Here is a 16,343-nt window from a genome sequence, read left to right as displayed (position 1 = left end):
GAAAGTCAGACTCGGGAAAGGGTGTGCAGGGTGGCGTTGCTGACGCCTTCGGCCATGGCAACCACGACTTTTCGTTCGCCGCTGAACGGCTTGCGCGAGTGCGCAGTGAGCATGTTGTCGAGCATCAGCACATCACCGGTCTGCCAGGGAAAGACCACTTCGCACTCGCCCAGCACGCCGCGGATTTCCGCCAGCGCGTCCGCCTCAAGCGGGCTGCCATCGCCGTAGTAGACGTTGCGCGGCAGGCCTTCTTCGCCGACGGTGTCGAGGAGGATCTCCTGCATGTCTTCATCCAGGTTCGACAGGTGAAACAGGTGCGCCTGATTGAACCAGACCCAGTCTTTGCTGCGCGGATGCTGTGCGACGCCCTGCACCACCTGGCGCGTGCGCAGGTCACCGTCCTCGTTCCAGTCGCACTGGATGCCACGGCTGCGGCAGTAGGTTTCGACGTCGCTGTGGTGGTCGGTGTTGAAGACCTGTTGCCAGGTCAGGTCCAGGCCATTGCCGTAGTTGCGCACGTACATCAGGCGCTTTTCTTCAAAGCGTTTGCGCAGGGCCGGGTTGATGCGCTGGAACACCCGGCGGCTGTCGGCAATCGGCGTCTCGCCTCCGCTGACGGCGGCTTTGGCGCAGTAGAAGAAGATGCGCATGGGCCATTCGGTGGTGTAGGCCTGTTCGTTGTGCAGCGGTATCGAGCGATGGGCCGGGTATTCGGTGGAGGTGTAGACGCCTTTGCCATCGACCTGGCTGCGCGGGGTGGAGCCGAATTCGTAGTTGAGCAGCGGGTGGCCAAACGAGGCGGCAAAGCGCTGGAACCCTTCGACGCCTTCGGGGGCGAATCCGCTGAAGAGGATGGCGCCGTCGCGCTCCAGCGAGTGGTCGACGACGTTGCGCAGGGCCTCGAATTCGCTGGCCAGGGAGACGCCGGGCTGGCCGGGCTGGACACGCAGGGGGAAACCGGGCTCAAGGCGAAGGGGTTCGGGCGTGAGCATGCGCAGGTTCATGGGCAACGGCTCCTGGGGCGGAAGATGGGTTTTCAGGCCATGGCCTTGCGCAGGCTGAGGGGGCGCATGTCGGTCCAGACGGTCTCGATGTGGTTGAGGCAGGTCTGTTTGTCGCCTTCGACGCCGACGCTTTTCCAGCCGTCCGGGATGGCTTTGTAGTCGGGCCAGATGGAGTACTGTTCTTCGTGGTTGATGACGACCCGGAACTGTGTGTTTTCGCTGTCGAAGCTCATGTGTAAACCCTCGTGGTGTTGGTATGGCGCCAGTGAGCGCGCCTTACCTGAAAGACGAACGAGGGGGCAGGATGGTTAGTGGTTTTTCTTAAAAACTTTTGGATCAAGATCTCACGCGTCGGCCTAACGGCCTCCGGTTTCGCCTTCGGCGAGTTACTTGGAAAAGCACCCCAAGTAACCAAGGGTGCCTGCTCCTGGTTGGGCCCTTCCTTCGTCAGGGTTCCTTCACTCCGACGACGCTCCGTGGGCCCGCGCCGAACGGACATCCATGTCCTGACGGCGCTCTCGCGGCATCCATGCCGCTCGGCCCACTACGCGTCGTCTGCGTTCAGCCTGCACCCAAGTCGCGTTTGGCGGTGACTGGGCTTTTTGTGTAGGAAGATCAAAGGCAGATCGAGGGCGAATCAAAAGCTTCCCGGCTAAAGCCGGTCCCACTAACAGCACCGCGCACACCCAGTGGGACCGGCTTTAGCCGGGAAGCCCTTGATCGTGATCGTTCCCACGCTCCGCGTGGTAACGCCGCCCACGACGCTCCGCGTCCCATCTTGAGAGAGGTGACGCGGAGCGTCACGGGATGCATGCCCACGCGGAGCGTGGGCACGATCAGTACAGGGAGGGGGGTGGTACCGGCAGAATTGTTGGCGCCTGGGCTGGCCTCTTCCCGGCTGAAGCCGGTCCCACTAACAGCGACGCGTGCACCCAGTTGGACTGGCTTTAGCAGGTCACACGAAAACAACGCGTGCACCGAGTGGGACCGGCTTTAGCAGGTCACACAAAAAACAGCGAGTCCATCCAGTGGGACCGGCTTTAGCCGGGAAGCTTTTGATTCGCTTTTGATCTTCGTACCCAGAAAGTCCAGACGACACCCATCGCGACTTGGGTGCAGGCTGAACGCAGGTCTCGCGGAGTGGGCCGAGCCGCATGGATGCGGCGAGAGCTGCCCCCCGCCATGGATGGCGGATGGCAGCGGGCCCACGGAGCGAGACCGGAGTGAAGGAACCCGACGAAGTCGGGCCCAACCAGGAGCAGGCACTTTTGCTTACTTTTGGTGCTTTTCAAAAGTAAGTCGCCGAAGGCGAAACCAGAGGCCGTTAGGCCGACGCTTTTGACGTTAAAAACGAACTACCAGCGAAACGCCACAGTCCCCAGCACCGTCCGCTCTTCGCCCCAATAACACCGACCCGCGTTATTGCAGCCGGTCACATACTCCTTGTCGAACAGATTCTTCGCGTTCACATCCACCGACCAATGCTTATCGATGTCATAGCCCACCAACGCATCCACCAGCGTCACATCACCCGTCTTCAACTTCCCGTATTGCGAGGTGTACGCAAACGTATTATCGAAATAACGCACCCCGCCACCCACACGGAAGCCACTCATCGGACCGTCGAGAAACCGATAGGTCGCCCAGGTACTCGCCTGATTACGCGGCACGCCGGTCAACTGATGGTCCTCGTACAACGACCCCGGACTGTCCTTCGTCACCCGCGCATCGGTGTAGGTGTACGACGCCGTCAGGCTCAGGTTTTTGGTCACATCACTGTTGACCTCAAGCTCCACGCCCTTCGACTCGCTCTTGCCGATCTGACGGCTGAAACCGTTCGAACCGGAAATCACGTCGTGGGTCTTGGTCAGGTCAAACACCGCCGCGCTGAACGTCGTGTTCCAGCCAGCCGGCTCGTACTTCAGACCCATCTCGTACTGCTCGCTGAGAATCGGATCGAGCAACTCGCCGTTCGGTTGCGACGACTGCTGCACCGGGGTGAACGCCGTCGAGTAACTCACGTACGGCGAAATGCCGTTCTCGAACTGGTACATCAAACCGGTCTGCCAGCTGAAACGGTGGTCCCAGCCGTCCAGGTCCGCAGCGCCGCTGGTGGTGCCGGCGCGGTTGCGGTACTGGCTGTTGACGAAGTCCTGGCGACCGCCCAACAGGTAGATCCAGTTGTTGTACTTGCTCTGCAACTGGCCGTATGTGCCATACATCTGCTGATCCAGCTGCGAGTTCTGCACCGTGGCGATCATGCGCGGATCGCCCGACGGGAACACCGGGTTAAACGCGTTGTACGTACCGCCGTTGCCGGCCGCCCAGTCCTGGTTGAACGACGTGCGGTCGTAGCTCGCGCCCAGCAACACGGTGTTTTCCAGCGCCCCGGAGGTGAAGTGGCCTTCGAACTGGTTGTCCAGCGAATAGGTGATCGACTTGTTGTCGCGGTCGTAGGCGGTGCTGGTCAGGGTGCTGCCAAAACCGGCGTTGTTCAGATTGTTCGGCCAAGTCTCGTGACGGTCCAGACGCGACTCCATGAACCGCGAATTCTGCCGGAACTGCCAGGTGTCGTTGAGCTGGTGCTTGAACTCGTATCCCAGGGTCCAGGTTTCCCGCTCGAAGTCGTCCCAGTTCGGGTTGCCGTTGAACTGGTCCTTGCCGATCTTGCCGTTGACGTTGTTCAGCAACGTGCCCGCTGCGGGGTAACCAAGCAGCAGCTTGGTGCGGTCGCGCTGGTAAGACGACAGCAGGGTCAGGGCGGTGTCTTCGTCAAAGTTGAAGGTCATCGACGGGGCGATGTAGATACGGTCGTCCGGCACCGAATCGACCTGGGTGTCGGCGTTGCGACCGAGCATGACCACGCGACCCAGAATACGGTTGTCGTCGGTCAGCGGGCCCGAGACGTCGAGGGACAATTGGCGACGGTTGTTGCTGCCGTAGCTGAATTTGGCTTCACCCTGGGCGGTTTCGGTCGGGCGCTTGCTGACCAGGTTGACCAGCCCGCCCGGCGCGTTTTCGCCGTAAAGGATCGAGCTCGGGCCACGGAACACTTCGGTGCGTTCCAGGCCATAGGGTTCGGTGGTGGTGTCGTAGCGGTTGCCCTGCAGGCGCAGCCCGTCCTTGAGCAGGCCATAACCGTAGTCGGTGGCGTTGTAGCCGCGGATGAAAAACAGGTCGCCCGCCAGCGCGTCGCCGACCGCAAAGGGCGGAGCGAAAATACCGGGGACGTAGCCGAGGATGTCGGTGAGGGTTTGCGAGCCTTGATCCTGGATGCGCTGACGTGTCACCACGGACACAGACCGCGGGGTTTCCGACAGCGGTGTGCTGGTCTTGGTGCCTGCCGTGCTGTTTTTTACCTGATAGCCAACGGTTTCCTGGCCTTCCGGCGCTTCGCCGGTGACCACTGAATTCTGCAGTTCGATGGTGGCGCCCTGCTCGGCCTTGACCGGAGCGTCCGCGGCCCACGCCGTACCATGACTGGCGACCGCTGCGACCAGCGCCGCCAAGGCATTGATCTTGAATTGACCCTTCTTGTTGCTCGCCATCCGAACTCCCCCTCCCTTTGAAATCACACGGGGCAACGCCCCAAAATTGACCACTTATGTCAAAAAAGCGTGAAAATGTAACAAAGAACGTTTCTCATTACCATTACTATTCTTTGAATTTGGCGAAAGGCCACTCGTGGCCTCGCGCCGTGTTTCAGGGGCGATACAGAGGGTTCAGCGTGACGTGACAGCGGCTGAGACAGCGGCGGCAAAGATGTCGGCGATCTGGTCGATCTGCGCGGCCGTGACGATCAACGGCGGCAGGAAGCGGATAACTGAGGAGTGCCGCCCGCCCACTTCGATGATCAGCCCGCGCTGCAGGCATTCGCGCTGAATGCTGGAGGCCAGCGCGCCGCTCTGCGGGAAATGGCCGAGGGCGTCGGGGCGGCCGTCGAGGTCGACCATTTCCACCCCGAGCATTAAGCCCATGCCACGCACGTCGCCCATCTGCGGAAAGTCTTTTTGCAGCGAGCGCAGGTGCCCGACCAGGCGCTCGCCCATGGCGGCGGCATGCAGGTCCAGTTGCTGCTGGCGAACGATGCGCAGCGTGGTAGAACCGGCGACCATTGCCAACTGATTGCCACGGAAAGTCCCCGCGTGGGAGCCCGGTTTCCAGACGTCCAGGGATTTGTGGTAGACCACCACTGCCATGGGCTGGCTGCCGCCGATGGCCTTGGATAGCACCAACACGTCCGGCACGATGCCCGCGTGTTCGAAGGCAAACGGCTTGCCGGTGCGGCCCACGCCACACTGGATCTCGTCGAGGATCAGCGGCACCCCGGCGTCACGGGTGATGCGCCGGATTTCCCGCAGCCAGTTCGCCGACGCCGGCACCACGCCGCCCTCCCCTTGCAGGGTTTCCAGAATCATCCCGGCCGGGGGCAACACGCCGCTTTCCGGATCGGTCAGCTGGTTCTCGATGTAGTGCAGACCGATGCGCTCACCGGCCTCGCCACCGACGCCAAACGGGCAACGGTAGTCGTAGGGGAACGGCAGGAACTGCGCGCCACCGGCCATGCCGTCCAGGTAGGTTTTCGGCCCCAGGTTGCCCATCAGCGCCAGCGCGCCCTGGGTCATGCCGTGGTAGGCGCCGTGGTACGCCATCAGGTTGCTGCGCCCGGTGGCGGTGCGCACCAGTTTCAGCGCGGCTTCCACCGCATCGGTGCCGGCCGGGCCGCAGAACTGGATGCGCGCATCTTTGGCAAATTCCGCTGGCAGCAGGGCGAACAGCTCGTTGATGAAATCGTCCTTGGCTTCAGTCATGAGGTCCAGGGTGTGCAGCGGGCGCTGACCGTCGAGGGTGTTGCGCATGGCCTGGATCACCTCCGGGTGGTTATGCCCCAGCGCCAGGGTGCCGGCGCCGGCCAGGCAATCGATGAACCAGCGTCCTTCGCTGTCCTGCACGTGAATGCCCTGGGCGCGCTTGAGTTCCAGGGGGATGCGCCGCGGGTAGCTGCGCGCATTGGATTCCACGGCGGCTTGTCGTTCCAGCCGCGGCGTCGGGGCGAAACGGTAGTCGGCGTTTGCCAAGGCCGCGTCCGGGCTATTGGAATGCACCTCGACGTTGCGAGCGGCAATCGGCGTCACGTTGTGTTGGCTATGCATGTTCGTGCTCCTGGAAATCGTGGGAATGAGGGCGTTCGCTGACCTGCTCGAGGGCTTCGGCAAGCTGAGTGATGAACGGCTGATCACGGACGATCGAAAGATGGTCGGCGTCGATCCAGGCCGAAACCTGCAAGCGAACGCCCATGCCCTGCTCCAGAAGAGCCGGTGCGTTATCGTTATTTTCCGGCGAGCGCTCGGCCCACCAGGCGTACACCGGCACGCTCAGGGGACGAATGTCCTGACACTGATTGGCCAACTGGCGCATGTGTCGCTCGACGCCGAGCAACTGTTGCCAGTGCTCGTCCCCTTCAAGGCCTTCATCGCCCTCAACCGCTGCAAGGGACGGAACCTCGGGCACCGGCGGACGCGGTTGCCCGGCGCCCGGTACGTAGCCGTCGATCAGACCGACGAATTCAACGCGCTTGCCCAGTCGGGTCAGCAGCCGCGCCATTTCCAGGACCATCGTCCCGCCCATCGACCAGCCGATTAGCCGGTACGTGCCGGACGGCTGCTGTTCGAGAAGCGCCTTGACGTAGTCGCGGGCCATTTGCTCAATGGAACTGTCACGCCACTGCGCGTCTAGCACCTGCCGGTTCTGAAGGCCCCACACGTCCCAGTGCGCCGACAACCGGCGGGCCAGCGCGTAATAACCGACCACCGTGCCGCTGACCGGGTGCACACAGAACACCCGCGGCTTGTCGCTGGCGCCGCTGCTCAGACGGATCAGCGCATTTGGCGCGCCCGCGCGGGTTAACGGCGGGATTTGCGGTGGAGTCGATTGCGGCGCGGCTGGCTGCGCAGACGGCAGGCTTTCCAGCAAGCCGACCAAAGTGTCGCGATACGCCTGTTGCAGGCGCTCGATGGTCTGGCGCTGGTAACGCTGACCGCTGAAACGGAAGGTCAACCCCAACTGCCCGGCGAAGACCTGGCCGTTGATTTCCAGCTCACGATTGAGCGGTGTGGACGGATCCACCAGCGCCCCGGCCGACGCCATCGACGGCGTGAAACGTCCGTCGCCGAGGTCCTGATCGAACTGGCCGAGGTAGTTGAACACCACCTTAGGGTCCGGCAGCGCAGCCAATGCCTGACGCGCCGAGTCGTCGCCCAGATAGCGCAGCAGACCGAACCCGACGCCTTTGTCCGGCAACGCTCGCAGGCTGTCGCGCACGCCGACGAGGGTTTGCCGAATATCGCCTGCGGCACGCACCCGCAGCGGGAACAGGCTGGTGAACCAGCCCACCGTGCGGCCGACATCCAGGCCATCAGCCAGGGCTTCGCGGCCGTGGCCTTCCAGCGCGACAAGAGCGTCTGGCTGGCCGCTCCAGCCCCTCAGCGCTTCGGCAAGCACCGCCAGCAGGATTTCATCGGTGCGCGCCGCCAGCACCGCCGGTGCTTCGCGCAGCAGGCGACGGGTCAGGCCGGCGTCCAGCAACAGCTCGGATTGTTCTAGGTCCTGTTGCGTGGCGCGGCCTTCAGGGTTGTCCACCGGCCAATGCGCCTCGGTGCTGCCGACCTGTTCCAGCCATTCCCCTACTTCGGTCTGACGCTCAGGCGCCTGTGCGGCGTTGACCAGATGCTGCGCCCAGCGCTGGTAGCTGCTGGATTTGGGACCCAGATCGACCGCGCTGCCCGAGGCGATATGCGCGTAAACCCGCGCCAGGTCTTCCAGCAGCACCCTCCACGATACGCCATCGACCACCAGGTGATGGGCGACCAGCAACAGCTTTTGCCCTTGCGGCATCTGCGCCAGCACCACGCGCAACAGCGGACCGTTTTGCAGATCAAGGCTGCGCTGGGCCTGTTCGCACAGCGCGGTCATGGCAGCGTCGTCGGCCACGTCCCGCAGCCAGAGGCTGTCGGCAGCCGGTGTTGCTCGATACTGCTGCTGCCAGCAACCGTCAGCGTCCTGATGGAAACTCAGGTTCAGCCCGTCGTGATGAGCCAGCAGCGCGGCCAGCGCCTTGCTCAACAGCGACGCTTGCAGTGGACGCTGCACGTCCAGCAACAGCGCCTGATTGAAGTGCGCGCGGCTGGCCATCGGCTGCTCGAAGAAATGCGCCTGAATCGGCGTCAGCGGCAGCTCGCCGGTTGGCGTCTGGTCAACCACTGGCGCGGCAGTCGCCTCGGTCAGGGTGAGGCGCTGCGCCAGATCCTTGAGGCGCGGATGGCTGAACACGTCCTTGGGCAGCAGCTTGAGCCCGGCCTGACGCAGACGGGTGATAACCGCCAGGGACTGGATCGAGTCGCCACCCAGTTCGAAGAAGCTGTCCTGACGGCCGATGGTTTCGACGCCAAGCAACTGCTGCCAGACCCGCGCCAACTCGACTTCGCGCTCGCCTTCCGGCGCCTCGAAGGTCTGACTGCCCAGCTGCGGATCAGGCAATGCATTGCGGTCGAGCTTGCCGTTGGGCAACTGGGGCAGACGCGCCATGATCACGATGTGCGCAGGCACCATGTATTCCGGCAGGGTGTGTTTCAACTGATCTTTGAGGCTGTCTTCAGACAGGTCATTGCCGCCGACGTAGCCCAGCAACTGCTTGCCATTGCCTTTGTCGCGCACGATCACCAGCGCTTCGCGCACGCCGTCGCAGGTCTTGAGTGCGGCCTCGATCTCGCCGGCCTCGATGCGGAAGCCGCGGATCTTGATCTGGTGGTCGATACGGCCCAGGTACTCCAGCAGCCCTTCGCTGTTCAGACGTACCCGGTCGCCACTGCGGTAGATCCGTTCACCTGCGCGGAACGGGTGCGGCAGGAAGCGCTCGGCGGTTGCGCCCGGACGGTCCAGATACCCGCGGGCCACCGCGCCGCCCAGATAGAGTTCGCCGGCAATGCCCTGAGGCAGCGGGTTCAAATCCGCGTCCATCACGTAGCCCTGACGATCGCCCACCAGATCACCAATCGGCGCGTAGGCGGTGCTGAAGTCAGCAGTGTCTACGGAGGCCAGCCACAGCGTCGGCGTGACCACGGTTTCGGTCGGTCCGTAGCCGTTGATGATCCACAGCGGCTGCAGATTGCGGATCACGTCCTGGAGCATTTCGCGGCTGAAGGCTTCACCGGCGAAGCAGTAGGTTTTAACGCCCGGCCCCTTGCCCTGCACGCCGGCCCAATCGGACAGCTGGCGCAGGTAGCTTGGCGGGAACGAGGCCACGGTGATGCCTTCGCGAATCAGCGTGTCGTAGGTCTGTTCGACGCTCCACAACTCTTGATCGCGCAGCACCACACGGGCGCCGTAACACAGCGGCATCATCCAGCCTTCGTGGGCGCCGTCGAAGCTGATCGACAGGAAGTGGAACTTGCGGTCCTCGGGCGTGAAGCGGTAACGCTCGCCGATGGTCTGGATGTGCATCGAGATGTCGGCGTGGGCGATGGCCGCGCCCTTGGGTTTGCCGGTGGAACCCGAGGTGTAGATCAGGTACGCCAGTTGCTGCGGATGAATGACCACGTCCGGTGCCGTGACAGGTTCGGACGAGCAATCCAATTGATCCAGATTGAGCAGCGGCACGTCACCGACCGGCACTCGGCCCAGCGCGGCATCGTGGCTAATCAGCAGCTGCACGCCGCCGTCTTCGAGCATGTAGCGCAAGCGCTCGGTCGGGTAATCCGGGTCGAGCGGGATGTACGCCCCCCCCGCTTTGAGCACGGCGTAAAACGCCAGCCACAGATCAATTCCGCGCTCCATGGCAATCGCCACACGCACTTCGGTGCCAATGCCCCGGGCGCGCAAGGCGTGGGCCAGTTGGTTGGCGCGACGGTCGAAGTCGGCGAAGGTCAGGCGCTGCTCGCCATGGACCAGCGCAATGGCGTCGGGACGCAGGCGCGCGTGGTCGGCGATCAGCTCGTGAATCGGGCGATTCACGTAAGGCGAGAACGGCGGCGTGTTCCAACGATCCAGCGCGGCCAGGTCGGTCTCGCCGAGCAACGGCAGGTCGCCGATAGCGGCGTGGGGTTGCGCACAGATCGCCCGCAGCAGCGTGATCAGTTGCTCAAACAAACGCGCCACGGTGCAAGCGTCAAACAGGTCGGTGGCGTAGTCGAGGTAACCGCTGATGCCGCCGTCCCGGTGCTCGAAGGTACCCAGCACCAGGTCGAACTGCGCGCCCTTGATGTCCCACGGCAGCGCTTCGCCGCTCAGGCCGTCGAACTGCAGCAGCGACAGGTCCGGCTGCTGCTGATGGTTATAGCTGACCTGGAACAGCGGGTTGACGCTGAGGCTGCGTGCCGGTTGCAGCGCCTCGACCAGTTGCTCGAACGGCAGGTCCTGATGGGCATGGGCACCGAGCAGGTTGTCTTTGACCTGGGCGAGCAGCGCGGTGAACGGCTGATCGCCGCTGACCTGGGCGCGCAGCACCAGGGTGTTGACGAAGAAGCCGATCAGGCCTTGGGTCTGCACATCGGCGCGGCCTGCCACCGGCACGCCGATGCGCAGGTCGCGCTGGCCGCTGAGGCGGTAAAGCAGCGTGTCGAACGAGGCCAGAAACAGCATGAACAGCGTGACGTCGTGGGCACGCGCCGTGTGCCGCAGCGTGTCGGCCAGGTCATCGGGCAGCACGAAGGCATGCCGCCCGCCTTTGCCGTCGCGCTCGGCCGGCCGCGAACGGTCCGCCGGCAGTTCCAGCACCGGTTGCTCGTCGCCCAGCGCTTCACGCCACCAGTTCAACTGGCGCTCACGTTCCGCGCCGCTCAAGTGTTCGCGCTGCCAGGCCGCATAGTCGGCGTATTGAACGCTGAGCTCTGTAAGTTGCGGCCCGGCCAATTGCACGTCGCTGCCCTGGGCGAACCCGCGGTACAGCGCGGCGAAGTCTTTGAGCATGACCTGCACCGACCAACCGTCGGAGATGATGTGATGCATGCACAAGAGCAGGCGCCACTGATCGTCGGCCACTCGCACCAAGGCCACCCGCCACGGCGCACGCTGGGCGTCCAGATCGAACGGCTGATTCATGAAATCCTCGGCCAGCGCGTCGAATGCGGCCTGCGGCATATCGCTGTCGCGCAGGTCGTGACGGGCGATGTGCACGCTGCTGACCGGCAGAGCCCGTTGCTGCGGCACCGCCTCGCCGTTTTGCATCGAGGAGGGGCGGAAACAGGTGCGCAGGGATTCATGACGCGCCGCCAAGGCATCGAAGGTCTGTTGCAGGGCATCGAGTTTCAACACGCCGCTGAGCTTGAGCACGCACGGCAGGTTGTACGCGACGCTCTCGGGCTCCAGTTGCGCGAGGAACCACAACCGCTGCTGGGCGAAGGACTGCGGCGCGAATTCCCGGTCAGCACGCGGCTGCAGAACCGGCATCGACGTCGCGAGCGCCTGGGTGTTCAGGTAGCGAGCGAGGTCAGCCAGCATCGGCGACTCGAACAGCGCACGCAGGGGCAGCTCAAGTTTCAGATCACGACGTATCTGCGCCACCAGTTGAATGCCCAGCAGCGAATGCCCGCCCAGGGCGAAGAAGTTGTCGCGACGCCCGATTTGCGCGACGCCCAACAGGTCCTGCCACAACGCAGCCAGTTGCGTTTCAACTCCGGCCAGTGGCGCTTCGAAGGCGCGCTGCTGGACCTGCGGATCGGGCAAAGCCTTGCGGTCGAGCTTGCCGTTGGCCGACAGCGGCAGGCGGTCCAGGGCGACGAAGTGGGCGGGTACCATATAGTCCGGCAGGTGTTGTTTCAGTTGGCTGCGCAGCTGCTCTTCGTCGAAATCGTCGGCAACCAGATAGCCCACCAGTTGCATGCCGGTGGCCAGTTCGCGAGCAACGACCACCGCTTCGTGGACCGCAGGGTGATCCAGCAACGCGGCTTCGATTTCGCCGATTTCCACGCGCAGGCCGCGGAGTTTGATCTGGTGATCCAGACGGCCCAGGTATTCAACTACGCCGTCGGCACGCCAGCGGGCCAGGTCGCCGGTGCGATAGAGCCGCTCGCCGGTGCCGAACGGGCTGGCAACGAAGCGCTCGGCAGTCAGACCCGGACGCAGGTGATAGCCGCGCGCCAAGCCGTCGCCACCGATGTACAGCTCGCCGGGCACGCCGATGGGTTGCGGGTTGAGCCGGCTGTCGAGGATATGGACCTGCAGATTCGCGATGGGGGCGCCGATGGGCACAGCGATGCCCGGCTCGTCGCGGCAGGTCCAGTGGGTGACGTCGATGGCCGCTTCCGTCGGGCCGTAGAGGTTGAACAGATCCGCATGTGGCAGGCGCTGCAAGGTGTCCCGCGCCAGATCGGCGGGCAAGGCTTCGCCGCTGCAGACGATGCGTTTGAGGGAAGCACAGCCGCTCAAATCGTCCTGAGCCATGAACGCGCCGAGCATCGACGGCACGAAGTGCAGCGTGGTAATTCGCTGTTTTTCGATCAGCTTTTGGAGGGCAACAGGATCGCGATGATCCCCCGGCTGGGCCACGACCAATCGAGCGCCGACCATCAAGGGCCAGAAGAACTCCCAGACCGAGACGTCAAAGCTGAACGGCGTTTTTTGCAGCACCGCGTCAGATACGTCGAGCCCGTATGCGTCTTGCATCCAGGCCAGACGGTTGAACAGTGCTGCGTGGGTGTTGTCGGCGCCTTTGGGCTTACCGGTCGAACCCGAGGTGTAAATCATGTAGGCCAGTTGTTCGGGGTGCATCTCTAGGACTGGCGCCGTAACGGGCTGAACCGAGAGATCAATCTGGTCCAGATTGACCACCCGCAGCCCTTCCACAACCGGCAAATCACCAATGACCGCATCGTGGCTCAGCAGTAAGCCAATGCCAGCGTCTTCGATCATGTAACGCAGACGATCCATCGGGTATTCGGAGTCCAACGGCACATACGCAGCACCGGCTTTCAACACCGCGTACAGCGCAACGACCATTTCCACCGAGCGCAACGCCGCCACGCCCACCAGCGATTCGCGGCCGACGCCCTGCCCTCGCAGGTAATGCGCGAGCCGGTTCGCCTGCTGATCCAGCTCGCCATAACTCAGCACGTCATCGCCAAAGCGCAACGCCTCTCGCTCGGGATGCAACTGCACCAGCCGCTCAAACTGGCGATGAACAAACGGTCCAGAATCCCAATCCCGCGCCGTGTCATTGACCCGCGCCAGCTGCGCGCGGTCCTCGACATCGAGCAATTCAAAGTCACCAATCGCCGCATCCGGATGGTCGATCAACTCGGCGAACAGCTGCTCAAAGCGGGCATGCAAGCGTTCGATGCTGCCCTGATCAAACAGGTCGGTGGCGTAATTCCATGAGCCCGCCAACCCGCCCTCGGCGTCTTCGACGGTGTTCAGCGCCAGGTCGAACTGGCTGCTGCCATCGTCCAGCGGCAGCACGTCTGCGCGCAGGCCGGGCAGCCCGGCGAGTGATGCAAAGTCTTGCTGCTGGTGGTCGTAGGCCACCTGAAACAGCGGGTTATGGCTCAGGCTGCGCGCCGGTTGCAACGCTTCGACCAGCTGCTCGAACGGCAAATCCTGATTGGCCTGGGCGCCCAGGCTCTGCGCCTTGGCCTGCTCCAGCACCTGGCGATAGGTCAGCTCGGCAGACACGTCGGCGCGCAGCACCTGGGTGCTGACGAAAAAGCCGATCAAACCTTCGACTTCCAGCCGCGAACGGCCGGCAATCGGCACGCCAATGCGCAGGTCGTTCTGCCCGCTCAGGCGGTGCAACAACACCTGGTACGCCGAAAGAATCGCCATGAACGGCGTGACGCCCTGCTGTCTGGCGAACGTGCGCAGGCGCTGGCTGAACGCGACATCGAAAGCGAACAACACACGGTCGCCGCGGTAGCTTTGCTGCGGCGGACGCGGTCGATCGGTCGGCAGTTCCAGCACGGGATGCTCCTCACCCAGCTGTTCGCGCCAGTAACTCAGCTGACGCTCGCCCTCGCCCGCCTCCAGCCACTCGCGCTGCCAGGCGGCGAAGTCGGCGTATTGCACCGGCAGTGGCGCAAGTTGCGGCGCGCGGTTTTCCACGGCGGCGCAGTACAGCTCACAGAATTCCTGGAGCAGCACACGCACCGACCCACCGTCCGAGATCATGTGGTGCAGGCACAGCAGCAAACGCTGTTGGTCCGCCGCAACCCGCACCAGCGCCAGCCGCCAGACGGGGCTGCGCGACAAGTCGAAGGGGCGTTTGACGAAGGCTTGGGCCAAGGCGTTGAACGCAGTATCGATATCCCTTTCATGGCTGATATCCATCCGCTCGATCTGCACCGCTTGAGCCGGCTCGATCTGCTGCATCGGCACGCCATCGAGCGCCAGAAACCGCGTGCGCAGCACTTCGTGGCGCGCGGTGAGGCCGTCGAAGGCTGCCTGCAACGCCGCCTCATTCAGCTCGCCGCGCAAGCGCACCGCGCCCGGCAGGTTGTAGGCGTGGCCGCCGGGCTGCAGTTGATCGAGAAACCACAGGCGCTGCTGGGAAAAGGACTGCACAGCGCGAGTCTGGCCACGCGGGGTCAGCTCAATCGGCGCGGCGTCGGTGTTGGCCAGGCCGGTGATGCGCCGGGCGAAATCAGTGAGGCGCGGTGCGTCGAACACGGCGCGCAGCGGCACGCTCAACTGGTGGTCATGGCGCAAGCGGGAAATCAGCTGCATCGCCAGCAGCGAGTGGCCGCCCAGTTCGAAGAAGTGATCGTTGCGGCCCACCGCGTCGACGCCCAGCAGTGGCTGCCACAGCGCCGCCAGTTGCTGTTCAAGTGGCGTTTGCGGCGCCTGATAATCGCTGGAAATCACCTGCGGATCAGGCAGCGCGTTGCGGTCCAGCTTGCCGTTGGGCAACTGCGGCAGACGCGCCATGATCACGATGTGCGCCGGGACCATGTATTCCGGCAGGGTGTTTTTCAACTGCTGCTTGAGGCTGTCCTCGGTCAGACCCTCGCCGTCAACAGAGCCGCCGACATAACCCAGCAACTGCTTACCGTTCGGGCTGTCGCGCACGATCACCAGCGCTTCGCGCACGCCCCCGCAGGCCTTGAGTGCGGCCTCGATCTCGCCGGCCTCGATGCGGAAGCCGCGGATCTTGATCTGGTGGTCGATACGGCCCAAGTACTCAAGCAGCCCTTCGTTGTTCAACCGCACGCGGTCGCCACTGCGGTAGATCCGTTCACCTGCGCGGAACGGGTGCGGCAGGAAGCGTTCGGCGGTTGCGCCCGGACGGTCCAGATAACCCCGCGCCACGGCGCCGCCCAGGTACAGTTCCCCGGCGATGCCCTGGGGCAGCGGATTCAGGTCGGCGTCCATCACGTAGCCCTGACGGTCCCCAACCAGATCACCGATTGGCGCGTAGGCGGTGCGGAAGTCGGCAATCTCAGCCGAAGCCAGCCACAGCGTCGGCGTCACGACCGTTTCCGTGGGGCCATAGCCGTTGATGATCCACAGCGGCTGCAGGTTGCGGATGACGTCGTGCAGCATTTCGCGGCTGAAGGCTTCACCGGCGAAGCAGTAGGTTTTCACGCCGGGCCCCTTGCCCTGCACGCCGGCCCAATCGGACAGCTGGCGCAAGTAGCTTGGCGGGAACGAGGCCACGGTGATGCCTTCACGAATCAGCGTGTCGTAGGTCTGCTCGACGCTCCACAGTTCCTGGTCGCGCAACACGACTCGGGCGCCGTAACACAGGGGCATCATCCAGCCTTCGTGGGCGCCGTCGAAGCTGATCGAGAGGAAGTGAAACTTGCGGTCCTCGGGCGTGAAGCGATAGCGCTCGCCGATGGTCTGGATGTGCATCGAGATGTCGGCGTGGGCGATGGCGGCACCCTTGGGTTTGCCGGTGGAACCCGAGGTGTAGATCAGGTACGCCAGTTGCTGCGGATGAATGACCACGTCCGGTGCCGTTTCTGGTTCAGACGAGCAATCAAGCTCATCAATGTTCAGCAACGGCACATCACCGACGGGCACACGACCCAACGCCGCATCATGGCTGATCAGCAGTTTCACGCCGCCGTCTTCCAGCATGTAGCGCAGCCGTTCGGTCGGGTAATCCGGATCGAGCGGAATGTAAGCCCCGCCGGCCTTCAAAACGGCGAAGAACGCCAACCACAGATCAATCCCCCGCTCCATGGCAATCGCCACACGCACTTCGGTGCCGATGCCCCGGGCGCGCAAGGCGTGGGCCAGCTGGTTGGCGCGGCGGTCGAACTCGGCGAAGGTCAGGCGCTGCTCGCCATGAACCAGCGCAATGGCGTCGGGACGAATGCGCGCATGGTCGGCGATCAGCTCGTGAATCGG

Annotated in this window: 5 protein-coding genes; all 5 read right to left on the bottom strand. The window is 63.8% G+C overall.

The annotated features are described in order from the left end of the window. Positions 1–5: 5 nt before the first annotated feature. On the bottom strand, positions 6–1,004 hold the full coding sequence (locus tag VF672_RS21565) for a TauD/TfdA family dioxygenase (RefSeq protein ID WP_331106677.1): 999 nt from the start codon (positions 1,002–1,004) through the stop codon (positions 6–8). Positions 1,005–1,036: 32 nt separating this feature from the next. Then, a complete protein-coding gene (locus VF672_RS21560; protein WP_074885105.1) occupies positions 1,037–1,237 on the bottom strand; it encodes an MbtH family protein in 201 nt (66 codons plus the stop codon). Between the two features lie 1,122 nt (positions 1,238–2,359). Then, a complete protein-coding gene (locus VF672_RS21555; protein ID WP_331106673.1) occupies positions 2,360–4,552 on the bottom strand; it encodes a TonB-dependent siderophore receptor in 2,193 nt (730 codons plus the stop codon). A 174-nt stretch (positions 4,553–4,726) separates the two neighbouring features. Continuing rightward, positions 4,727–6,157: an aspartate aminotransferase family protein gene (locus tag VF672_RS21550; RefSeq protein ID WP_331106671.1), complete on the bottom strand. Its 1,431-nt coding sequence runs from the start codon at positions 6,155–6,157 to the stop codon at positions 4,727–4,729. Continuing rightward, positions 6,150–16,328, bottom strand: coding sequence for an amino acid adenylation domain-containing protein (locus VF672_RS21545; RefSeq protein WP_331106694.1), 10,179 nt, complete (start codon positions 16,326–16,328; stop codon positions 6,150–6,152). Before VF672_RS21545 ends, VF672_RS21550 begins: the two co-directional genes overlap by 8 nt. Positions 16,329–16,343 lie beyond the last annotated feature (15 nt).

Source organism: Pseudomonas sp., from assembly GCF_036387035.1.
Lineage (GTDB): Bacteria > Pseudomonadota > Gammaproteobacteria > Pseudomonadales > Pseudomonadaceae > Aquipseudomonas.
Note: the sequence above shows the minus strand (reverse complement) of the source record. Positions and strands in the feature narration are given on the sequence as shown.

Coding starts and splice junctions, on each gene's coding strand:
- VF672_RS21565 (WP_331106677.1), bottom strand. CDS start 1,004: ATGAACCTGCGCATGCTCACGCCCGAACCCCTTCGCCTTGAGCCCGGT.
- VF672_RS21560 (WP_074885105.1), bottom strand. CDS start 1,237: ATGAGCTTCGACAGCGAAAACACACAGTTCCGGGTCGTCATCAACCAC.
- VF672_RS21555 (WP_331106673.1), bottom strand. CDS start 4,552: ATGGCGAGCAACAAGAAGGGTCAATTCAAGATCAATGCCTTGGCGGCG.
- VF672_RS21550 (WP_331106671.1), bottom strand. CDS start 6,157: ATGCATAGCCAACACAACGTGACGCCGATTGCCGCTCGCAACGTCGAG.